The sequence below is a fragment of the Pectobacterium brasiliense genome, assembly GCF_013449685.1.
GTDB lineage: Bacteria > Pseudomonadota > Gammaproteobacteria > Enterobacterales > Enterobacteriaceae > Pectobacterium > Pectobacterium brasiliense_A.
This window is the reverse complement of the sequence record NZ_JACDSF010000017.1, coordinates 240,189-261,851: the sequence shown is the minus strand read 5'-3', so window position 1 is coordinate 261,851 and position 21,663 is coordinate 240,189. Positions and strand designations below refer to the sequence as shown.

Sequence of the window (21,663 nt, the reverse complement as noted above, 5' to 3'; positions counted from 1 at the left end):
TATTTTTTATTCGTTATATATTGTAATACACAACGATTTTGTTATTTCATGGTTACAAATAATGTGGCGTGACGAGTCAGTCAAAGGGGAGTAAGCGGGAGTTTGTGGAGGAATTGTTGCAAAAAAAGCCGGATAAAAATCCGGCTTGATGTGGTGGTTATTTGACCTGCATACCAGGCTGAGCGCCGCTGTCTGGGCTCAACAGGAAGATATCTTTCCCGCCGGGACCGGCTGCCATCACCATGCCTTCTGATATGCCGAAGCGCATTTTACGCGGAGCCAGATTGGCGACCATCACGGTTAAACGGCCTTCCAGCTTAGCCGGATCGGGATAAGCCTCACGAATGCCGGAGAAGACCTGACGGGTTTCGCCGCCCAGATCCAGCGTCAGACGTAAGAGTTTGTCAGAACCGTCAACCAACTCAGCCTGCTTAATCAGTGCAATACGCATATCGACTTTGGCAAAATCGTCAAAGTTAATCGTGTCCTGCACTGGGTTGTCTGCCAGTGGGCCGGAGACGACTTTTTGCGCGGCGACCATATCTTCTTTAGACGCGTCAACCATCGCATTAACTTTATCCAGATCGATGCGGTTGAACAGCGCTTTGAATGGGCTAACCTGATGGCTCAGCAGCGGTGTAGCGATAGCATCCCAGCTGAGTTCTGTGTTCAAAAATGCTTCTGTCCGCTGGGATAGCGAAGGCAGAACCGGCTTCAGGTAGGTCATCAGTACGCGGAACAGGTTGATGCCCATTGAGCAAATGGCTTGCAGGTCTTCATCCCGACCTTCTGCTTTCGCCACAACCCACGGTGCCTGTTCGTCAACATAGCGGTTGGCGATATCTGCCAGCGCCATGATCTCACGAATGGCACGCCCGGATTCACGGCTGCTATAGGCTTCGGCAATGCTGGTGGCGGCATCGGTGAAGGTTTTGTACAGCTCGGCGTCGGCCAGCTTGTCCGCCAACTTGCCGTCAAAGCGCTTGTTGATGAAACCGGCATTACGTGATGCCAGATTCACGACTTTGTTAACGATATCAGCATTCACGCGCTGAACGAAATCTTCCAGATTGAGGTCGATGTCATCAATGCGAGAAGACAGTTTTGCCGCGTAGTAATAACGCAGGCAATCGGCATCCAAGTGTTGCAGGTACGTGCCTGCTTTGATGAAGGTGCCGCGTGATTTAGACATCTTGGCACCGTTGACCGTGACATAACCATGTACGAACAGGTTTGTCGGTTTACGGAAACCGCTGCCTTCCAGCATGGCAGGCCAGAACAGGCTGTGGAAATAAACGATGTCTTTACCGATGAAGTGGTACAAATCTGCGTCGGAGTCTTTCTTCCAGAAATCATCGAAATTCAGATCGCCACGTTTGTCGCACAGGTTCTTGAACGACCCCATGTAGCCGATTGGCGCGTCCAGCCAGACGTAAAAATATTTGCCCGGTGCATCGGGGATTTCAAAACCGAAATACGGCGCGTCGCGGGTAATGTCCCACTGTTGCAGACCAGAATCGAACCATTCCTGCATCTTGTTAGCGACTTGCTCCTGCAATGCGCCGGAGCGCGTCCAGGCTTGCAGCATCTCGCTGAACGCAGGCAGATCGAAGAAAAAGTGTTCTGTTTCACGCATCTCTGGCGTGGCACCAGACACCACTGATTTTGGTTCGATCAGCTCTGTTGGGCTGTAGGTCGCACCGCAGACTTCGCAGTTATCGCCGTATTGATCGGCTGCCTTACATTTCGGGCAGGTGCCTTTGACGAAACGATCCGGCAGAAACATGCCTTTCTCTGGGTCGTACAACTGAGAAATAGTGCGATTTTTAATAAAACCGTTCTCTTTCAGACGACCATAAATCAGACCTGACAGCTCTCGGTTCTCTTCGCTGTGCGTAGAGTGGTAGTTGTCATAGCTGATATTGAAGCCAGCAAAGTCCTGCTGATGCTCCTGACTCATCGCCGCAATCATCTCTTCCGGCGCAATCCCCATCTGCTGTGCTTTCAGCATGATTGGCGTGCCGTGAGCGTCGTCCGCACAGATAAAGTGAACCTGGTTACCGCGCATTCGTTGGTAACGAACCCAAATATCGGCCTGAACGTGTTCAAGCATATGACCGAGGTGGATTGAACCATTAGCGTAAGGCAGCGCGCACGTTACCAAGATTTTCTTTGCGACTTGAGTCATGAGGAACTTGCTTTCTTTTGTGAATAGAGGGAAATCGATGTTAACCGATAGCGCCTTGCTGCGTAAACCGCTGGCGTGAGTAAAAACGGCAGGAAACCCCATGGCAGATTTTAATTTGCGTAGCGTTTCCACGTTTTTGATGCCGAAGGGCGTCAGGCTTCCCTCGCTCTGGTATGCTATATACGGTCTCAACGGTCAAATATGAGAATTTCAAGGAGCCGGAATGAACGCGACAGTCCCCGAACAACGCCCTGAAGCACTACGTGCGATGGTCACCGGGGTTTTATCTACTTTTCAGCACCCGACACTGAAAAATAACCTGACGACACTGAATGCACTGCGCCATTGTGCGCTGCTGGACAACGTGTTGCATATCGACCTGACGATGCCGTTTGTCTGGCTGAGCGGTTTGGCAGTATTAAAAGAAACGGTTAGCGATGAGCTATTACGTTTATCAGGCGCAAAGGCGGTCGAGTGGCGCTTAACGCACGATATCGCGACGCTGCGTCGGGTTAACGATCAGGCCGGCGTGAAGGGCGTGAAAAACATCATTGCCGTCAGCTCCGGCAAAGGCGGAGTCGGCAAATCCAGTACCGCAGTCAATATGGCGCTGGCGCTGGCGGCCGAAGGCGCGAATGTGGGCATTCTGGATGCTGACATCTACGGTCCTTCCATTCCGACTATGCTGGGCTCGGCCAGTGAGCGCCCAACCTCGCCAGATGGTCAACATATGGCACCGATTATCGCGCACGGCCTGGCAACCAACTCGATTGGTTATCTGGTGACGGACGATAACGCAATGGTGTGGCGTGGGCCGATGGCCAGCAAAGCGTTATTGCAACTGCTGCAGGATACTCTCTGGCCGGATCTGGACTATCTGGTATTAGATATGCCGCCGGGTACGGGTGATATTCAACTGACGCTGGCGCAGAGTATTCCTGTCACGGGTGCGGTCGTGGTGACGACGCCACAGGATATCGCACTGATGGATGCCATGAAGGGTATCGCGATGTTTGAAAAAGTCAGTGTGCCGGTACTGGGCATCGTTGAGAATATGAGCGTACATATCTGTAGCAACTGTGGTCATCTGGAGCCGATCTTCGGCACGGGCGGTGCGCAGAAGCTGGCGGAAAAATATCACTGTTCTCTGTTAGGTCAGCTTCCGCTGCATATCTCCCTGCGTGAAGACCTTGACCGCGGTGAACCGACGGTAGTCAGCCAGCCGGACAGCGAGTTTACTTCTCTGTATCGCGAACTGGCGGGGCAGGTTGCCGCTCAGCTTTACTGGCAGGGTGATACGATTCCCGGCGAAATTTCTTTCCGGGCGCTGTAGCGTTTCCGCCAAAGGGTAATCAGCCGGGGGATTTGCCCCGGTTTGATCCTGCGCCAGCATGCGATTTCCCTCGGGCGCAATACGCGGAAAGGGTGGCGTGAAGGGGGGTAACTCCCTATAATTGCCGCGTCAAAGCGCCCGTTGGCGCATTCCCCTCTCTTTTATTTATATTAATCAGGTCGTTAATACCATGACTGATCAGTCTCACCAGTGCGTCATCATCGGGATCTCAGGAGCATCCGCTTCGGGTAAAAGTCTTATTTCCAGCACCTTGTATCGAGAATTGCGCGATCAGGTTGGTGATCAGCATATCGGGGTGATATCTGAAGACAGTTATTATAAAGATCAAAGCCACCTGACGATGGAAGAGCGGGTAAAAACTAACTATGACCACCCGAGCTCGATGGATCATAGTCTGCTGCTCAAGCATTTGCAGATGCTGAAAGCTGGTCAGGCGATCGAAGTCCCGCAGTACAGCTATGTCGAGCACACCCGCAAGCAGGAAACCGTGCATATCGAGCTGAAAAAGGTCATTATTCTGGAAGGTATCCTGCTGCTGACGGATGCGCGCCTGCGCAGTGAGATGAATTTCTCTATTTTTGTCGATACACCGCTGGATATTTGCCTGCTGCGCCGTATGCGCCGCGACGTTAATGAGCGCGGGCGTTCAATGGATTCCGTGATGGAACAGTATCAGAAGACCGTGCGCCCGATGTTCCTGCAATTTATCGAGCCCTCTAAGCAGTATGCCGACATTATTGTGCCGCGCGGCGGGAAAAACCGTATTGCGATTGATATTTTGAAAGCCAAGATAAGCCAGTTTTTTGAGTAGTCGATACCCTAAATAATCCGCGTTGCCTCACTAACGTGGAGATCATGTGAAGTATGACGGGTAGATGAGGTTTATCTGATAGATACCGGCGTCGAATGGAGAATAAGATGAGACTGTGTGACCGTGACATTGAAGCCTGGCTGGATGATGGCCGACTGGTGATTACACCCCGTCCGCCTACTGAGAGGATCAGTGGTGCGACCGTTGATGTTCGTTTGGGAAATCAGTTTCGTGTCTTCCGCGGACACACTGCGGCCTTCATTGACTTAAGTGGCCCGAAAGATGAAGTCAGCGCGGCGCTGGATCGCGTTATGAGTGATGAAATCAATTTGCCAGAAGGCGAGGCGTTTTTCCTGCACCCGGGTGAATTAGCGCTGGCCGTGACGCTTGAATCCGTTACGTTGCCGGATAATTTGGTTGGCTGGCTGGATGGTCGCTCTTCGCTGGCCCGTCTGGGATTGATGGTTCACGTCACCGCACACCGCATCGATCCAGGTTGGCAAGGAAGAATTGTGCTGGAGTTCTATAATTCAGGTAAGTTGCCGTTGGCGTTACGCCCCGGCATGATGATTGGCGCTCTGAGTTTTGAACCGCTTTCTGGGCCGGCTGCTCGTCCTTACAACCGCCGTCAGGATGCCAAATATAAAGACCAACAGGGTGCGGTAGCGAGCCGGATCGATAAAGACTAAGCGTCTGGCGACAGGCCTGTAAGGTAAAAGCAGGTGGCCGTGCGTTTCGCAATGAGGATGGCATGAGAAGATTTCTGACGACGCTGGCAATTCTGCTTGTGGTGCTGGTGGCAGGAATGACGGCCTTGGTCGTGTTGGTTAATCCCAATGACTTCCGCGCCTACATGGTGAAGCAAGTTGAGGAACATAGCGGCTATCGCCTTCAACTGGATGGCGATCTGCGTTGGCATGTGTGGCCACAACTGAGCATATTATCAGGCGGGATGTCGTTGAGCGCGCCGGGATCCCGTGCGCCGATTGTCAGCGCCGAGAACATGCGTCTTGATGTACAACTGTGGCCGCTGTTGTCGCACAAGCTAGCGGTCAAGCAGGTGATGCTGAAAGGTGCCATTATTCGCCTTACGCCGGAAAGTGAAGCCAAACCGTCTACCACTGCGCCCATTGCCCCTGCGGGATCGCAGACCCCATCTGAGGAGCGGCACTGGCGGCTGGATATTGATAAGATCAAAGTCTCCGATAGCCTGTTGATTCTGCAACGCAGCAATAATGAGCAGATTAACGTGCGTGACATTAATCTTGCGATAGAGCAGAACAGCGACCGTCAGGTCAGCATCGAATTATCAAGCCGTATCAATCGCGATCAGCGCGATATTGTCTTCTCTCTTGCCGCCGATGTCGATTTGCTGCATTTCCCTCAGCAGGTCAATGCCAATATTACCAAGCTAGATTACCAGCTTCAGGGGGCAGGAATACCAGCAAACGGTATCAGCGGAACGGGGAGTGTTCTGGCAAGTTATCAACAGCAGCCTGAAAAAATTACGTTTAGCCAGCTTTCACTTAATACCAATAATAGCCAACTGTCTGGTGCTGGTAGCGTGACGCTGGGGGATATCCCGCATTACGAATTAGATCTGTTGTCTGAGAAGCTGGATTTGGATTCCCTGCTGGGGATCGTGTCGGGAAAAGATAACAATGCCGCTGTGGTGCCAGCTAAATCATCAGCTCCCGTGATTTCAAATGAAAGCGGGTTAGCCAAGCCAGAAGATGGCTTACAGACATTCACCGCGCATCTGTCAGTACAGGCCGCGGCGCTGATCTATCGTGGGCTCGATGTCCGCCAATTTACGCTACGGGCAGACAATCAACCAGGGCTGCTGGATGTGACGGCCTTGAGCGGTGAATTAGGCGGTGGGCATTTCTCATTGCCTGGTAAGGTTGTGACGAAGCCATCGACCAACATCACGCTACGGCCAGACCTCAAGGATGTTGAGTTATCCCAATTGATGTCCGTACTTGCGCTACCCGCTGAGACGGTCAGTGGGAAATTGTCAATGGTGGGGCAGTTCAGCGGCAATAGCTTTGCGCTACCTGCATTGCTCCAGCAGTGGCAGGGGACAGCGATGCTGCAAGGCAATAACGTTCGTCTACAGGGTTTGAATATCCAGCAAATGGTGCAGATGACCGTTGCGCGTAGCAATGGGAATGTGCGAGGACAAGAGCGTTATGAACGCTATACCGAACTGCAACAGTTGACTGGGAAAGTGCAATTGAACGCGGGTAAGTTACGCCTTACCGATCTCAATGGCCGTTCAGAACTGCTGTCGCTAACGGGGGCTGGCCAATTCGATTTGCCAGCCCAGACGTGTGACGTCAACTTGAATGTCTCTATCACGCAAGGGTGGCAGGGGGATGAGCAGCTAGTCAGCGTGTTGAAAAACACGGAGATCCCGTTACGCATCTATGGCGAGTGGGATAAATTGAATTACCAATTACAGGTGGATCAACTGCTGCGTAAACGCCTGCAGGACGAATTGAAAAAACGCCTGAATGATTGGGCCAGCCAAAATCAGCAAAGCCAGAAGGGCAAGGATCTGAAGCAACTCCTCGATCGTCTTTAATTTTCTAAATACTCCGTTTTTATCCGGTTTGCGGATTCCTGTCAGTAAACCGGCAACTTCTCGCTAACATATTCCCTCAGTTTGTCATTCTCCCCCAGACTGGCTATGTGCTCGGTGTCTCTTTTTTAACGCTACATATTAATATTTTTCTCTTTTTTTATTTTCTAAAGCAGTAAACTTCGCTCCCTGTTTTCGGTGCGGTGTTACTCCGCTGCCGGGGAATTTCTGTCAGATAATTTATTACTCAGGTATCGAAACCCACTATGCTCGAACTTTTGATTGGTGTTGCTGTAACGATTCTGGTTGGTCGTTACATTATAAAAGGGTACTCCGCGACTGGCGTGTTGCTGGTGGGCGGCCTCTTACTTTTGGCAATCAGTGCCATGCTGGGAAAAAACGTATTACCAGCCAGCGCCAAGGCGACGGGCTGGAGTGCAACAGATATTGTTGAATACGTAAAAATTTTGCTGATGAGCCGCGGTGGCGATCTCGGCATGATGATTATGGTGCTGTGTGGATTTGCCGCTTATATGACGCATATCGGTGCCAATGATGTCGTTGTGAAGTTGGTTTCACGCCCGCTGAAAATGATTAACTCGCCTTATTTACTGATGATCGCGGCCTATTTTGTCGCCTGCCTGATGTCGTTGGCGGTGTCATCAGCCACGGGATTAGGTGTGCTGTTGATGGCAACGTTGTTCCCCGTCATGGTGAACGTTGGTATTAGTCGCGGTGCCGCTGCTGCAATCTGCGCCTCCCCTGTGGCGTTGATTCTGTCGCCGACGTCGGGCGACGTAGTCCTTGCCGCACAGGCATCACAGATGAAATTAGTGGATTTTGCCTTTAAAGCCACGCTGCCTATTTCCATCATGGCGATCGTGTGTATGGCCGTCGCACATTTCTTCTGGCAGCGCTATCTGGATAACAAAGCGAATGTCAGCCATGAGATTCTGGACGTCAGCGAGATCACGACGGATGCCCCGCGTTTTTACGCCATTCTGCCGTTTACGCCGATCATGGGTGTACTGGTGTTTGATGGCAAATGGGGGCCGGAACTCCACATTATCACTGTATTGGTTATCTGTATGGTGCTGGCCGCAGTACTGGAATTTGTCCGTTCGTTCAGCGCGCAAAAAGTGTTTGATGGGCTGGATGTGGCTTACCGTGGGATGGCCGATGCCTTCTCTAGCGTCGTCATCCTGTTAGTTGCAGCCGGTGTTTTTGCTCAGGGGCTTGGCACGATTGGTTTTATCAGTGGCTTGATTGGCCTGGCGCAGTCATTCGGCAGCGGTGGGTTGGTGATTATGCTGGTACTGGTCGCGATCACGATGTTGGCTGCGATGACAACGGGCTCGGGCAATGCACCGTTCTATGCGTTTGTTGAGCTGATTCCAAAGTTGGCGTCGCAAATGGGCATCAACCCTGCTTATCTGGCGATTCCGATGCTTCAGGCTTCCAACTTGGGCCGTACCATTTCTCCGGTATCCGGCGTAGTTGTTGCGGTCGCTGGGATGGCGAAAATATCGCCGTTTGAGGTGGTTAAGCGCACATCGGTTCCGGTTTTAGTTGGGCTGATTGTGGTGGTGATTGCTACCGAAATTATGGTGCCTGCCTGATAATCGAAATGAGGTAAACAGCAGCACCTTTAAGCTACGTGCTCTAAAGGTGCTGCTTTTGTTGAGTAAGATATCTGTCATGCTTTTAGATCCTGATTAAAGCTATGAATGATATCCGCACGCTCTCTTTGCAGATGCTGGTACATTGAAAGTGTTGTCATTTCAAATTCTCCCGCCGTTGCTTCCGCATCGTAAAGTAGCTTGCCGTTACGAACGATCTCCATTTTTAATACCGTCGAGGCCTGCAATAAATCGATAAGATCGACATCATGACCTACTGCTTTTGCTAACTGGTGGGAGAGCTCCCAGCGTTCAACGGGATCCAAGGCTCTCGTAGCCATGATTGCGATATCAACGTCGCTGTCTGCTCTGGCATTGCCTGTTGCCTGGGAACCAAAGAGGTAAATCATCTTGATGTCAGGCATCTGTTTTTTCAGTGTCAAAACGATCTCATCATTCATATTGGCGATGTTTACCTCTTGATAAGATGCCATGATTGTGTCGTAGAGCTACTCAAATTTCAATTTTCTGTCATGGCGGTAGGGTTTGTTAGCATATTGCGTAGTCATGACAGTCGAGACAGATTGTGCGATAGACGTTTTCAAACCATCAAATAGTGAAATTTCAGATGACTGCTCAATATATTCCAGAATTCCGTCAGCCGTTGATTCAATCATTTCCTTTGCGCCACGAATCTTAAAGTGTTGAGATTCAGCTAATGCCAATAGATGGTTTTTGTCTGGGAAAACTTTGCTGTTGGCTAATTTTAAAGCCATTTTGTTGTCTATTGAATCATAGATGAGGGTATGCGTGACGTCATAAATGGGTGATACAAAAATATTTTTCATGTCCTGGGTATATTGCAGCGCAAAGTTTTTTAAATGAGCATCCCCGTTCCCAATCAAGCAGTTAAATACGATGTATTGATACATTTTTTCCACTTCAGAAAGACTGCCAGTATAGAGCAACGTGGCTTTTAGTAACGTTTCATAACTACCGGTATATTTGGCATCAGGAGTGTTTGGTTTTTTCAATAACGTCGTAAAATCTTCATAGCCGAGAGCGTTGCCATTCGGTCTGTCAAAACGCTCGATAACAAAGGTTTCAAGATTTTCTGATAAATAAACTTGGGGAGCATTCAATCTGCAATACTTTGCTGCCTCCATGCAGACGAACTCGTTAACGGTCAAAAGTGGAAATTCATCATCGAACGACTTAACGATCAAATCTTTCTGTTCAAGGGTTCGGTCTGTCTTTGAAATGCTGACTTTGGGTTGCACACCAGCCAGAGAGTTGCGCAGATAATATTTTTCCAACAATTGAGGAAACAAGGGTTCGGTTCCCTGATAGGTCAATATATCTGACAGGCTGATTGGCTCAGCGTCTGGGAGCGTAAATTCACCCGCGTAGTTTAGCATTCCAATCCCACGATCGCCTTGTAAAGCAAGAAGGTACATATCGTTAACGTTGGCATAGCGTGCCAGTTTTTCAGAAATGTAGCGGCGATTAAAGCCTTCAGGTAAATTTTGAGAAAATATGGGATGCAATGCGCCAGATGAGTAACCATCCATGCCATTTCCTGTCATGGTTAGTGATACATTGAGTCTATCCTGTGTGGGTTGATAATAATGAACAGAACCATGGGTTAATATCCCAGTTTCGTCTTCACTGGAAAAAACGGTCAGACGATCAACTTTTCCTGGCAGAGATGATAGAACCATCATTTGTCCTCAGAGAATAAATCGTCAATTTCGTCCCATCTGGGTAAGGTATGTTGTTTTGGTGCTACGGTAAGTTGAAGCCCGACAGAATCAAGGTAGCGCTCTAGTATGTCGAGGGAACCGGTGAAACGGCCATTTTCTATCTTCGATAGCGTGGTTTTGAAAATACCCGTTGCATCGGCCATCTGTTGCTGAGTTTTTCCCATCTCTTTCCGCGTATCGGCTATTTTTTTACCTATCGCGAGTCTATTGCTCATTGTTTTACCTATAATGTTGCCTATATAGGAAACATTATAGGGTATGAAATTAAAGCTGCCTATATAGGCAACAATTGAAGATAAGGCTATGCTTAGCATCACACTTCAAAATCAGTCTGTGGTTCGTCATTCGGTGTAATACGGACCTCAATGATACGGTGGCTTTCTACCGCCAGAATAGTGAACTGATAGTTATCGATTGATAATGCATCGCCCACCTGCGGAACCCGTTGCGCGTGCTCCATCAACAGCCCCGCCAACGTGTAGTATTCGCGCTTTTCATCCAGCGTCAGCGGAACATACATCGTTAAGTCTTCCAGCGGAATATAGCCATTTACGGTCCAACTACCATCGTCATTCTGCTGAATACTATGGCGCGCATCGCGATCTTCCCCTTCGCGCGGCAGGTTGCCAGCAATGGTTTCCATCACGTCGCTTAATGTGACTATCCCTTCCATCGAACCAAATTCATCAACGACAAACGCAAAGTGCGTTCGCGCTTCTCTAAACTGTTCCAAAGCCTGTAACAGTGAAAGCTGTTCAGGAAAGACCAGCGGCTGACGAATCAGAATACGTGGATTGAACGGCTCGCGGTTTAGCTGCTGCTGGAGTAAATCGGCAACATGTACGATACCTAACGGTTCGTCGGAGGTACTGCTGTCGGTTACCACTAGTCGGGAATGTTGGTTGGTCGTTAACAGTTTAGCGAGCGCATCCTGTGTAATATTCAGCTCAACTGAGTCGATGTCATGCCGCGACGTCATAATGCTGCTGATGGTTCGCTGCGCTAGCCCCAAGACCCGCTTTATCATCCGGCGTTCCTGAAGATTGAAAACTTCCTGACCCGCCCGGGTGTTGTCTGCAATCATCGATGAGGTTTGATTGTCCAGTTCAGCTTCTTCATGGTTACCGCGCAAGATACGCAAAACCACTTCCGCGGTGCGCTGGCGTAGTGGAACCGAAGAAGAAAGAAAGCGCCGGCGGTTGAACAGGGAAACCTGATTCAACATCTCAATCATCACCGAGAAACCTATCGCGGCGTAGAGGTAGCCTTTAGGGATGTGATAACCAAAAGCGTCTGCGACCAGACTGAAACCAATCATCAGCAGGAAACTGAGACACAGGATAACGATGGTCGGGTGTTCAGCGACAAAACGAGTCAGTGGCTTGCTGGCCAGCAGCATGAGGAAAATAGCGATGGTCACGGCGGACATCATGACCAGCAAGTGATCGGTCATGCCGACGGCGGTAATCACAGAATCCAGCGAGAATACAGCGTCCAGTACCACGATCTGTGCTACTACCGGCCAGAAACGTGCACCTTTACGTTGAGCGTGCTGCTCCTCATCTTTTCCTTCGAGACGTTCGTTGAGTTCCATGGTGGCTTTAAAGAGTAGAAACAGCCCTCCAACCAGCATGATGACATCGCGAGCGCTGAATGTGTGCCCAAGGAACGTGAAGAGTGGGGTAGTCAACGACACCAGCCACGAAATGGACGCCAACAGACCCAGGCGCATAATCAGGGCAAGTAACAGACCGACGACTCTGGCTTTATCGCGTTGTTCTTTTGGTAGTTTCTCAGCCAGAATGGCAATGAAGATAAGATTATCAATGCCCAGAACCAGTTCCAGGACAACCAGCGTAGCCAACCCGGCCCATATCGTTGGATCAGCGATCCACTCCATATCTCTTTTTTCACCTTTAAAGGAACATAACCTCGATAGCGTATCAGGGCATGCACAGATGAACCAGAATTTGCAGGGATATTCTTTAGCGTGTGGTGTGGTGTGCAGAAATTATGGCGTATTTTTGTACGTTTTTTATGTGTGGCATGTCAGATTAAGGCCAAATCGTGTTAAAAAAATCCCATTATCGCCCTTAAACAAAATTTTATGCTGTATCGCTGAGATACAGATCGTAACATTTGATCATGCTATGTATCCGAGCATAGAATACCGCGCTGCTGCTCATCTCCACATAATCATGTGGTTTTGTCGCCCACTCAGCCGTTTTTATGCCTGAAGCAGGCTGAGTTTGTTCTTTTCATCGGTTTTTTATACCTACGGAGGTTTTGCTACAATGGATGTTCATAGTCTTATTCCTAAAAAACCCGCCCTAAACATCTTGTTCTTGTGCTCCCGCTTGAGTGGTTAATACTATGTTAGTTCTTTGGGTTAAGTCACATCCTTCACATTCAGGATATGGTTTACCTAATGTATCTGTTGTCATAAGGGTATCTAGTTGACGGTATACGCTGTCTCTACAATAAAAATCATAATTAATATGTAACGTAACGCTTTAAAAATTTAAACCACAGGACAGGGGCCGTACTTTGATAGTGCATTGGTAGCTACAAGCCAAGGGCGGTAGCGTGCCTGATGTATAAACATACAACGGTTAATGATGGTGTAAAAAATGCAAGAATTCATAGTGATCTTTCTAAGCGCTTTTGTCGCACTTTTCTTAGCAAGAAAAGCGGCAATTCGTGTTGGCTTAGTCGATAAACCTAATGTACGTAAAAAGCACCAAGGGCATATTCCCCTTGTTGGTGGGGTATCCATCTATCTCGCCCTATGGGTTTTGTATGTCTTGCAACCGGATTGGCTACCTGATTTCTCTCTGTATATGATTTGTGCCACTGCACTTCTGGTCGTCGGTGTGCTCGATGATCGCTTTGATCTTCCTGTCTTACCCCGTGTGGGATTACAAGCCGCTGTCGCTGGGTTAATGATGTATGCCGGGTTGTACCTGGAGACATTAGGACACGTTCTCTTCGGGTATGAACTTTTCCTCGGTATCTTTGGTTACACGGTGACACTATTTGCAGTATGGGGAGCGATCAATGCCTTTAATATGGTTGACGGCATCGATGGCTTACTCGGGGCGTTATCCTGCGTGACATTTGGCGCGTTGGCTATTGTGTTCTACCTTGGTGGCCATCATGAGCTAGCGCTCTGGAGCGCGTGTCTGTTGGCTGCAACGTTGCCTTATATCCTCCTTAATTTAGGCCTATTATGGGGAAGGAAATTCAAGGTATTCATGGGCGATGCGGGCAGTACGTTGATTGGTTTTACGGTGATATGGTTACTGATGCTGGCGACACAGGGGGAAAATGCGGTGATTCGTCCGGTTACTGCACTGTGGCTTATCGCCATTCCACTTATGGATATGGTGACGATTATGGTTCGCCGTATCCGTCGTGGCGATAGCCCGTTTAAGCCTGACCGTGAACATTTGCACCATATATTAATGCGAGCAGGCCTGACGCCGCGTCAGGCACTGGTCGTTATTCTTCTTGTGGCGATGTTATTTTCGCTTATCGGTATTTTAGGTGAGCGCATTCACATCGCTGAGTCTATTATGCTTAGTGTCTTTCTGATGGCGTTCTGCGGTTATTTCTGGATGATCAGCCGGATATGGCGGGTGTTGACATGGTTTCGTAGAACAATCCGAGACCCTCAGGATGCTGTAACAAGTGCCGATGAAAATGGCACCACGCCGTTAAAACGGTAAATTGCTAGTGTTTCATACCGTATACCTCGGGTTAATCTACTAATTTATTCTCTATAATGATGGGCTATTTTGTAGGGATTTGCGCAATATTTAATCAAGAGCGATGGCATAGACAGGATGATAAAGCACAAACGAAAATTGATGCCCTTGATGGTGTCGGTAGCGCTACTTAGCGGTTGTACCCTGGTTCCTGGTTCACACCTTTCGACGAGTGGTAAGAATGTAGTCGAGCAGCAAGATGCGGATTTCAATATTGATAAGCTCGTCAATGTTTACCCCATGACGCCTTACTTAGTTGAAAAAATGCGCCCTAAACCACTGATAGCCCAGACTAACCCCGCATTGGAAAAAGAATTGCAGAGTTATGAATACCGCATCGGTATTGGTGATGTCATCATGGTGACGGTGTGGGATCACCCTGAGCTAACGACACCAGCGGGTACGTACCGTACCGCAGCCGATACCGGCAACTGGGTGCATTCTGATGGGACGATTTTTTATCCATACATTGGTAAAGTCAGCGTTGCTGGCAAAACAGTCACTGAAGTTCGCGATCAGATCATGGGCCGTTTGGCGCAGTACATTGAATCACCGCAAGTCGATGTCAGCATTGCAGCCTTCCGCTCACAGAAAGCCTACGTAACGGGTGAAGTCGCCACATCAGGGCAACAACCGATCACCAACGTGCCATTGACAGTGCTAGACGCAATCAACAAAGCGGGGGGGCTCACTGAAAATGCCGACTGGCGTAATATCGTATTAACCCACAATGGGCAAGAGCAACGCCTCTCGCTTCAGGCGCTGATGCAAAATGGCGACCTTTCACAAAACCACCTGCTTTATCCCGGTGATATCCTCTACATTCCACGTAACGACGATCTAAAAGTGTTCGTTATGGGGGAAGTCAAAAAGCAAAGTACCCTCAAAATGGATCGCAGCGGCATGACGCTGACAGAAGCATTGGGCAATGCGGAAGGGATGGATCAGACATTCTCGGATGCTACGGGGATCTTTGTAATTCGTTCATTGCGCGGCACCCAAGGCCCTAAACTGGCCGATATCTATCAGCTTAATGCCAAAGATGCTACCGCGATGGTGATGGGCACAGAGTTTCAGTTACAGCCGTATGATATCGTGTATGTCACCACCGCGCCGATTGTTCGCTGGAACCGCGTTATTAGCCAACTGGTACCGACCATTTCCGGCTTTAATGAGTTAACTGAAGGTACATTACGTGTTCGTAACTGGCCGTAGAGATAACTATGTTTGATTCAATTTTGGTGGTGTGTGTGGGCAATATTTGCCGTTCCCCTACAGGGGAACGGTTGTTGAAACAGGCTTTGCCGACGAAAAAAATTGCGTCTGCTGGGTTAGGCGCACTGGTAGGGAAGCCCGCCGATGCAATGGCAACCGAGGTGGCAAGCCATCATGATCTTTCTCTTGAAGGGCACGAAGCGCAGCAATTAACCTCTGCGCTATGCCGCCAGTACGATCTGATTTTGGTAATGGAGAAAGGTCACATCGATGGAGTAAGCCGCATTGCGCCAGAAGTGCGGGGTAAAACCATGCTATTCGGTCACTGGTTGAACCAGCAGGAAATAGCCGATCCGTATCGTAAAAGCCGCGAAGCATTTGAATTCGTTTACTCACAACTTGAGCAGTCTGCACAAAAATGGGTGCAGGCGTTAAATCGTTAATCGTCAGAGAATCCGATGACAGAGAAAACTTCAGTAAAAGTATCTGAAACCAATTCAGATGAGATCGATTTAGGGCGTTTATTAGGAACATTGCTGGATAACCGCTGGTTGATTATTGGTGTGACAGCGGTGTTCACCGTTTTAGGCATTATGTATGCCATGTTAGCTACACCGGTTTATAAAGCCGATGCATTGATTCAGGTGGAACAAAGTTCGGGTAACTCGTTATTAAATGACATTTCCAGCATGTTGCCCGATGCCAAACCCCAGTCTGCTGCTGAAATAGAACTGATTAAATCCCGCATGGTAATTGGCAAAACGGTGAGCGATTTAGCATTGGATATCAAGGTTCAGCAAAAATATTTCCCGTTAATGGGTAAAGGTCTTGCGCGCCTGGCGGGTAACGAACCGGGGAAAATAGCCGTCTCGCGCCTGGATGTGCCAACATCCTGGCAGGATGAAGTTCTGTCACTTGAAGTGTTGCCTAATCAACAATATGCCGTGAAAGCTGGCGATACCGTGAAATTCACTGGCAGCGTAGGCCAGTTAGAAAATCATAATGGCATTACATTATTAGTCAGTGATATTGCCGCTGAACCGGGTACCATTTTTCGTATCCAAAAGCTAAACCAGTTAACGGCGATTAATGATCTGCTGGAGAACTTCAGCGTAGCGGATAAAGGGAAGGACACGGGCGTATTGGCGCTGAGCCTGGAAGGTGAAGATCCTGTTCTGACGACTAAAACATTAAGCAGCATTAGCCAAAATTATCTGCAACAGAATGTAGAGCGTAAATCCGAAGAAGCAGGCAAAAGTTTAGAATTTTTAAAAGAACAGTTGCCGAATGTGCGTAGTTCACTGAATGATGCGGAAAACAAGCTGAATCAGTTTCGTCAACAGAATGAATCGATCGATCTTTCCTTAGAAGCGAAAGCAGTACTGGATACCACCGTTGCAGTGGAAGCACAACTGAATGAACTGACGTTTAAAGAAGCAGAAATTTCGAAACTGTATACCCGCGAACACCCCGCTTACCGTGCGTTAATGGAAAAACGTAAAACGTTAGAACAAGAGCGGGATAAGCTGAATAAACGTGTAGGGGCAATGCCGAAAACTCAGCAGGAGATCTTGCGCTTAACGCGGGATGTGCAAGCAGGGCAAGAAGTGTATATGCAACTGCTGAATAAACAGCAGGAGCTGAGCATTAATAAAGCCAGTACTGTCGGAAGCGTGCGTATTGTCGACAATGCTGTGATTCAGCCAAGCCCAGTAAAACCGAAAAAGTCGCTAATTGTGTTGCTGGCAATGATTTTGGGCGGCATGGCATCAACAGCTTTCGTCATATTGAAAACGCTGTTGCATAAAGGCATCGAAAGCCCAGAACAGTTGGAAGAGCTGGGTATCAACGTCTACGCCAGCGTACCGCTTTCTGAATGGCAACAGAAAAAAGACCGGGCCTTACTCGGTAAGAAGAGTAAGAAAGGCAACACGCGAGCGGCGGATTTATTGGCATTAGGCAACCCGGCAGACCTGGCGATTGAAGCCATCAGAAGCCTCCGCACCAGCTTGCATTTTGCCATGATGGAAGCAAAAAACAATGTACTGATGATTTCCGGCGCAAGCCCGGCAATCGGTAAAACATTTGTTAGTGCCAACCTGGGGGCGGTGATTGCGCAGTCAGGACAACGCGTACTGATTGTCGACTGCGATATGCGTAAAGGTTACGCACATGAGCTGATGGGTACGCATGGCACGGATGGCTTGTCAGATATTTTATCTGGTCAGTGTGATGTGACAAAAAGCGTGCGCAAAACGGCAGTGGAGAATATGGACTTTATTCCCCGTGGGCAGGTTCCACCGAACCCTTCTGAATTATTAATGCACAGCCGCTTTGCTGAGTTCCTTAAGTGGGCAGGTGAGCATTATGATTTGGTGCTGTTGGATACGCCGCCAATCTTAGCAGTTACGGATGCGGCTATTATCAGTCGTCATGCAGGAACATCTTTACTCGTGGCTCGTTTTGAGATGAATACGGTAAAGGAGATTGAAGTCAGCATCCGCCGCTTTGAACAGAATGGTGCAGAAATTAAAGGTGTGATTCTTAACGCCATTGTGAAGCGTGCTGCGAGTTATTATGGGTATGGCAATTATCATTATTATGCTTATGATTATAAGCCTCAGAAATAGTAAAGCATTATAACAATCAGGATGAAGTAGATTAGGCTCGGCAAACCTAATCTACCTTCGATTTATCTACCTGTATGTTTACATTTTTATTCTACGGTATTTTGATTCATAATTTTTCAACCGCCGATGAGAACACGCCTTACTAGCGTCTTACAAATATATAATCCGTCATCTGACTTTTTCTGATATCTATATCCAAATAGTGTAACTATGAGGTATGATGATAGTGGTTGTATTATAAATGAATTATGTGTTATTCTCGAGAATATACGATTTCTGGAATGAAATATAGCCATTTTATTATTTTTCGAAATTGCCTTACAATTGCGACAGTGAAATAGAACACGGCTTTTAGGGTTCTGCCTATGTCGGTAAACCTGAGCAGATTGACAATGGGGAGAATCAATAGTAACGCTTACTATAAGAAGTCCTCAAAAACGAGCATTATATATCATAATCAACTAATTAGGCGTATCACTAGAGGATATATATAAAGATTATGAGAAGATAACTTCAAAACATAATTGATAGAAAATCGTTGATCGTTCTAAATAGATTCGTATATTATCTGTCCACTTTAGCTAGAGCATGCTGATTATCTAAGAGCGGCGACGTGGTATTCATAAATAATTTTGCCTGTTCCAGTAACTGACACATATACTGGCACTTATGATTTTTTGTTATGGTTTCATGTAATGGCAACCAGAGCAACTCGATTGGATTCAGCTACGATGAATACGTGGGCAGGAACTACAAACCAAAACTTTGTATTTTTTCCAACCCGCGTTCCACCTTGCGGTTTTTATGAATGATATAGTCATCAACGACCAGCATAATGGTTTTCGCTCGAAGGTATATTCTCCGTAATGTCTATAACAGATTGATAAATAAATCAGAATACTTTTTTTCCTCCGATGTAATGGACTCGCCCCGTATCCGAATACAGTACTCCTGTCAGATAATATTTTTGCGTAGTCATACGTTTCTGTTGTACTTTGAGCATCCAGTCTGCACTGATTTTTGGGTTCTGGTCGATATCAACTTCATCCTGATAAAATACCGGATGGGACGTCTGCTTTCGGGCTATGGCCTGTTCGATGGTGAGGCGCTTTTCCTCATCATACGGATCTTTGATTTTCAGTGTTGGCGCATCTCTCTCTGCGTCAGGCAATACCCGCTCATCTCAGGTGGCGCTGCAACGTGGTGAGATGAAGCGCTGCATTAAAAAGCCGATTAATATAAGTGCCAATAACTCAGTGCTCCGCGGGAACGCAGCCAGCCAAAATTCTGAGGAGAACACTGAACCAGAAGCGGCAAAATATGCAGGATATCAGTGACCTGCCAGCGTAGTGCTCGTCTGGGGACTTTTTAGTCCTTCAATATCCTGTAAAATAAACTAATTTATCCATCTTCCAACGGATGAGCGGGCGGCACAGAGCAGTCAGTCGACGTCGGTGACGGTCATTCCCCGATGTAGCATCAGTATGGTGATGAGTCATGTGGAATGGTTTTTATCACGAGTCTGTTGGACTTATTTACGCATTAGTCGTCGTTCTTCATCAAGGATTGCTGCTATGTCGGTATTGCTCAGTTCGGTTGGTGATTTGTGATGTTTGGTGATTGATCTGATCGTATAATACAGGCTGAGTGTTCTTTAAGTGATCTACTATTTGGCGATGCTATTTAGTAGAAAATAAATATTTTTATCTTATATTTCAATCTTTTATCGTTATTAATCTAATGCTGAGATAATAAATTTGTGTTTCTAAAGAAAGTAATTTCAAATATTAATTTAAAATTAAAAAACAATCCTAATATAAAAAAAATCATAGGTAATAGTGGTTGGTTGTTGTTAGATAAATTCGTAAGAATGGGATTAGGACTATTAGTTAGTGCATGGGTAGCACGTTATTTAGGACCAATCCAATATGGAGAATTAGCTTTTGTTTTAGCATACTTAGCGTTCTTTCAAGCTATATGTACTCTTGGAATGGATAGTTTAATTGTTCGGGATATTGCAAAGGATGAAAATAGTGCTGGCAAAACACTTGGGACTGCATTTACTTTAAGAGTTACTGTAGGGATAGTTTGTTGGATTTTTGCTGTCAGCGGTATGGTTTTATTAAACGGATGGGAGAGCAAGAGTGTATACGTTACTGCACTTGCTGGTGCCACATTGGTTTTTCAAGCCACAGATACGGTTGATTTATGGTTTCAAAGCCAAAGTCAAAATAAGCGTACTGTAATTGTAAAGTTATCTGCATATATCATTTCAAATGGAATGAAAGTTATTTTTATCCTAAGTAGTGCATCGCTGTTAGCGTTTTCAGGAATGATTGCACTAGAAACATGTGTTGTTTCTGCAGGACTCGTATATGCTTATAAAAAATACCCTACACCAGAGCCATGGAAAAGAGAGAAATATCGTGCACAGATTTTATTAAGAGAGTCATGGCCATTTATTATAAGTGGGCTTTCAATTGTGTTGTACATGAGGATAGACCAAATAATGATAAAAAATTATTTGGGTGATGCTGAACTTGGTATTTATGCAGCAGTGCTTCCTTTAGCTGTAATATGGCAATTTATTCCAATGACACTATCGGTATCTCTTGCTCCAATGGTCGCACAAAGTAAATCTCAGGGTGATGAATATTTTTACAAAACACTTGGATATGTTTTCCGTGTTTTTGCAATACTTGGTTGGCTTGTATGTATTCCAGTAGCGATTTTATCTCATTTAGTTGTAGATATATTATTCGGTGATGTTTATATCAGAGGTGCTATTGTATTAAGTGTCATCGTATTTACAAATTTATTCATAAATATGGGAGTGGCTCAAAGTCTATGGATAGTAAATGAAGGTAAATCAAAAATAAGTTTATATAAAACTATTATGGGTGCTATAACGTGTATAATAAGTAATGTTGTTCTTATTCCACTGTATGGAATTATTGGAGCAGCAATAAGCGCTGTACTTTCTCAAATGATTTCTACAACTTTATCGAATGTGTTTCTTTCTCGTAGAATATTAAAATTACAAATAAAAAGTTTATTGTTTATTAAATAATTAATGGTAATGACTTAGTAGCGTTATTTTGATAATGTGTTCTTTTTTGAGGACACATTTTATGGCAGTCTATAGCAGTAACTATCGAAGTTGTTTGCCGATATTGCTATTAAACAGAACCCGTCCGTAAGCTTGGAACAGGAAAAGCAAGATTCCCCCTGTACTATTGGCAACATTGCTGCCGAATTTTCCATATTAACTACTGCTACAACGCTCATAAATCCGTAACAAAAGAAAAAATTGTCGATATGGCGATGAATGGCTCCGATGACAGAGATACAGTGTGAGTGCTGCACATTAGTATGAACACCGTAATGAGCACATTAAAAACTCGAGCCGAGACAAGTGGCAAGCAGACCATCGTCTATGACGGTCTTATCCTTGTGTGTCAACTGGATGAGCAATGGTCATTCGTAGGTAATAAAAAATAGCAGCACTGGCTTTGGTATGGTTTGATAAAAAAGGAAACAGGTTGTCGTCCTCCCATATTAATTTTTTCACTACCGATGATTGGGATTGCAACGCACGAGAAATTGGGTCAGAAAAATACCTAGCAGGTAAGATATTCACACAGCGAATTGAGCGACATAACCTTAATTTACAAATATACATTAAACGTCTGGCGAGGGGAACAACCTGCTTTTCCCGTTAATTTGAAATAC

At 46.8% G+C, this 21,663-nt stretch carries 16 protein-coding genes and 2 pseudogenes; 11 read left to right on the top strand and 7 right to left on the bottom strand.

The window, feature by feature from the left end; translation table 11 throughout:
• Window positions 1-157: 157 nt before the first annotated feature.
• The gene (metG, locus tag H0248_RS08975; protein ID WP_180785667.1) at window positions 158-2,188 is read right to left on the bottom strand and encodes a methionine--tRNA ligase; all 2,031 of its coding nucleotides are present in this window, start codon (window positions 2,186-2,188) and stop codon (window positions 158-160) included.
• Window positions 2,189-2,411: 223 nt separating this feature from the next.
• Here metG and apbC point away from each other — a divergent pair, with 223 nt between their 5' ends.
• The 5 genes from apbC to dcuC all read left to right on the top strand — a co-directional run bounded on the left by apbC (window position 2,412) and on the right by dcuC (window position 8,556).
• Window positions 2,412-3,521 (top strand): iron-sulfur cluster carrier protein ApbC, encoded by a 1,110-nt coding sequence (gene apbC, locus H0248_RS08970; protein ID WP_010281301.1) that lies wholly within the window; start codon window positions 2,412-2,414, stop codon window positions 3,519-3,521.
• 190 nt (window positions 3,522-3,711) lie between these two features.
• The gene (gene udk, locus H0248_RS08965) at window positions 3,712-4,353 is read left to right on the top strand and encodes a uridine kinase (protein WP_010281304.1); all 642 of its coding nucleotides are present in this window, start codon (window positions 3,712-3,714) and stop codon (window positions 4,351-4,353) included.
• A gap of 107 nt (window positions 4,354-4,460) precedes the next feature.
• The gene (gene dcd, locus H0248_RS08960; RefSeq protein ID WP_039482649.1) at window positions 4,461-5,042 is read left to right on the top strand and encodes a dCTP deaminase; all 582 of its coding nucleotides are present in this window, start codon (window positions 4,461-4,463) and stop codon (window positions 5,040-5,042) included.
• A gap of 62 nt (window positions 5,043-5,104) precedes the next feature.
• Entirely contained in the window at window positions 5,105-6,940 is a 1,836-nt protein-coding gene (gene asmA / locus H0248_RS08955) for an outer membrane assembly protein AsmA (protein ID WP_180785665.1), read from the top strand.
• A 263-nt stretch (window positions 6,941-7,203) separates the two neighbouring features.
• Complete coding sequence (dcuC, locus tag H0248_RS08950; RefSeq protein WP_180785663.1) at window positions 7,204-8,556, top strand: anaerobic C4-dicarboxylate transporter DcuC; 1,353 nt, start codon at window positions 7,204-7,206, stop codon at window positions 8,554-8,556.
• 77 nt (window positions 8,557-8,633) lie between these two features.
• Here dcuC and mntA read toward each other — a convergent pair whose 3' ends face one another.
• The 4 genes from mntA to H0248_RS08930 all read right to left on the bottom strand — a co-directional run bounded on the left by mntA (window position 8,634) and on the right by H0248_RS08930 (window position 12,219).
• Window positions 8,634-9,050, bottom strand: coding sequence for a type VII toxin-antitoxin system MntA family adenylyltransferase antitoxin (mntA, locus tag H0248_RS08945; RefSeq protein ID WP_225586570.1), 417 nt, complete (start codon window positions 9,048-9,050; stop codon window positions 8,634-8,636).
• A 15-nt stretch (window positions 9,051-9,065) separates the two neighbouring features.
• Window positions 9,066-10,280, bottom strand: a complete 1,215-nt coding sequence (locus H0248_RS08940) for a type II toxin-antitoxin system HipA family toxin (protein ID WP_116164277.1) — start codon at window positions 10,278-10,280, stop codon at window positions 9,066-9,068.
• Window positions 10,277-10,534 carry a helix-turn-helix domain-containing protein gene (locus tag H0248_RS08935; protein WP_102116803.1) on the bottom strand — a complete coding sequence of 86 codons (258 nt, stop codon included), beginning with the start codon at window positions 10,532-10,534 and terminating at the stop codon, window positions 10,277-10,279. Before H0248_RS08935 ends, H0248_RS08940 begins: the two co-directional genes overlap by 4 nt.
• A gap of 98 nt (window positions 10,535-10,632) precedes the next feature.
• Window positions 10,633-12,219, bottom strand: coding sequence for a TerC family protein (locus H0248_RS08930; protein ID WP_180785661.1), 1,587 nt, complete (start codon window positions 12,217-12,219; stop codon window positions 10,633-10,635).
• 730 nt (window positions 12,220-12,949) lie between these two features.
• Between H0248_RS08930 and wecA the strand changes: the two genes are divergently transcribed.
• The 4 genes from wecA (at window position 12,950) to wzc (ending at window position 17,931) form a co-directional block, all read left to right on the top strand.
• Window positions 12,950-14,047, top strand: coding sequence for a UDP-N-acetylglucosamine--undecaprenyl-phosphate N-acetylglucosaminephosphotransferase (gene wecA, locus H0248_RS08925; protein ID WP_180785659.1), 1,098 nt, complete (start codon window positions 12,950-12,952; stop codon window positions 14,045-14,047).
• Between the two features lie 117 nt (window positions 14,048-14,164).
• On the top strand, window positions 14,165-15,301 hold the full coding sequence (locus H0248_RS08920) for a polysaccharide export protein (RefSeq protein WP_180785658.1): 1,137 nt from the start codon (window positions 14,165-14,167) through the stop codon (window positions 15,299-15,301).
• An 8-nt stretch (window positions 15,302-15,309) separates the two neighbouring features.
• Window positions 15,310-15,744 carry an arsenate reductase/protein-tyrosine-phosphatase family protein gene (locus H0248_RS08915; protein ID WP_180785656.1) on the top strand — a complete coding sequence of 145 codons (435 nt, stop codon included), beginning with the start codon at window positions 15,310-15,312 and terminating at the stop codon, window positions 15,742-15,744.
• A 15-nt stretch (window positions 15,745-15,759) separates the two neighbouring features.
• Window positions 15,760-17,931 carry a tyrosine-protein kinase Wzc gene (wzc, locus tag H0248_RS08910; protein WP_180785654.1) on the top strand — a complete coding sequence of 724 codons (2,172 nt, stop codon included), beginning with the start codon at window positions 15,760-15,762 and terminating at the stop codon, window positions 17,929-17,931.
• 116 nt (window positions 17,932-18,047) lie between these two features.
• Here the strand turns inward: wzc and H0248_RS22480 are convergent, their stop codons facing one another.
• Together H0248_RS22480 and H0248_RS08900 are read right to left on the bottom strand one after the other, a co-directional pair.
• Complete coding sequence (locus H0248_RS22480; RefSeq protein ID WP_374705264.1) at window positions 18,048-18,338, bottom strand: IS1 family transposase; 291 nt, start codon at window positions 18,336-18,338, stop codon at window positions 18,048-18,050.
• A gap of 157 nt (window positions 18,339-18,495) precedes the next feature.
• Window positions 18,496-19,474: pseudogene (locus H0248_RS08900) on the bottom strand (IS630 family transposase).
• A 216-nt stretch (window positions 19,475-19,690) separates the two neighbouring features.
• On the opposite strand from H0248_RS08900, the gene H0248_RS08895 reads away from it, so the two are divergent.
• Together H0248_RS08895 and H0248_RS22610 are read left to right on the top strand one after the other, a co-directional pair.
• Window positions 19,691-21,001, top strand: a complete 1,311-nt coding sequence (locus tag H0248_RS08895; protein ID WP_308415656.1) for a flippase — start codon at window positions 19,691-19,693, stop codon at window positions 20,999-21,001.
• Between the two features lie 71 nt (window positions 21,002-21,072).
• Window positions 21,073-21,653 (top strand): annotated as a pseudogene (locus H0248_RS22610) (IS1 family transposase).
• The last annotated feature ends 10 nt before the right edge of the window (window positions 21,654-21,663 follow it).

What these genes read in the sequence shown, in the direction of transcription:
- metG (WP_180785667.1), bottom strand. Translation starts at nt 2,188, where the DNA reads ATGACTCAAGTCGCAAAGAAAATCTTGGTAACGTGCGCGCTGCCTTAC.
- apbC (WP_010281301.1), top strand. Translation starts at nt 2,412, where the DNA reads ATGAACGCGACAGTCCCCGAACAACGCCCTGAAGCACTACGTGCGATG.
- udk (WP_010281304.1), top strand. Translation starts at nt 3,712, where the DNA reads ATGACTGATCAGTCTCACCAGTGCGTCATCATCGGGATCTCAGGAGCA.
- dcd (WP_039482649.1), top strand. Translation starts at nt 4,461, where the DNA reads ATGAGACTGTGTGACCGTGACATTGAAGCCTGGCTGGATGATGGCCGA.
- asmA (WP_180785665.1), top strand. Translation starts at nt 5,105, where the DNA reads ATGAGAAGATTTCTGACGACGCTGGCAATTCTGCTTGTGGTGCTGGTG.
- dcuC (WP_180785663.1), top strand. Translation starts at nt 7,204, where the DNA reads ATGCTCGAACTTTTGATTGGTGTTGCTGTAACGATTCTGGTTGGTCGT.
- mntA (WP_225586570.1), bottom strand. Translation starts at nt 9,050, where the DNA reads ATGGCATCTTATCAAGAGGTAAACATCGCCAATATGAATGATGAGATC.
- H0248_RS08940 (WP_116164277.1), bottom strand. Translation starts at nt 10,280, where the DNA reads ATGATGGTTCTATCATCTCTGCCAGGAAAAGTTGATCGTCTGACCGTT.
- H0248_RS08935 (WP_102116803.1), bottom strand. Translation starts at nt 10,534, where the DNA reads ATGAGCAATAGACTCGCGATAGGTAAAAAAATAGCCGATACGCGGAAA.
- H0248_RS08930 (WP_180785661.1), bottom strand. Translation starts at nt 12,219, where the DNA reads ATGGAGTGGATCGCTGATCCAACGATATGGGCCGGGTTGGCTACGCTG.
- wecA (WP_180785659.1), top strand. Translation starts at nt 12,950, where the DNA reads ATGCAAGAATTCATAGTGATCTTTCTAAGCGCTTTTGTCGCACTTTTC.
- H0248_RS08920 (WP_180785658.1), top strand. Translation starts at nt 14,165, where the DNA reads ATGATAAAGCACAAACGAAAATTGATGCCCTTGATGGTGTCGGTAGCG.
- H0248_RS08915 (WP_180785656.1), top strand. Translation starts at nt 15,310, where the DNA reads ATGTTTGATTCAATTTTGGTGGTGTGTGTGGGCAATATTTGCCGTTCC.
- wzc (WP_180785654.1), top strand. Translation starts at nt 15,760, where the DNA reads ATGACAGAGAAAACTTCAGTAAAAGTATCTGAAACCAATTCAGATGAG.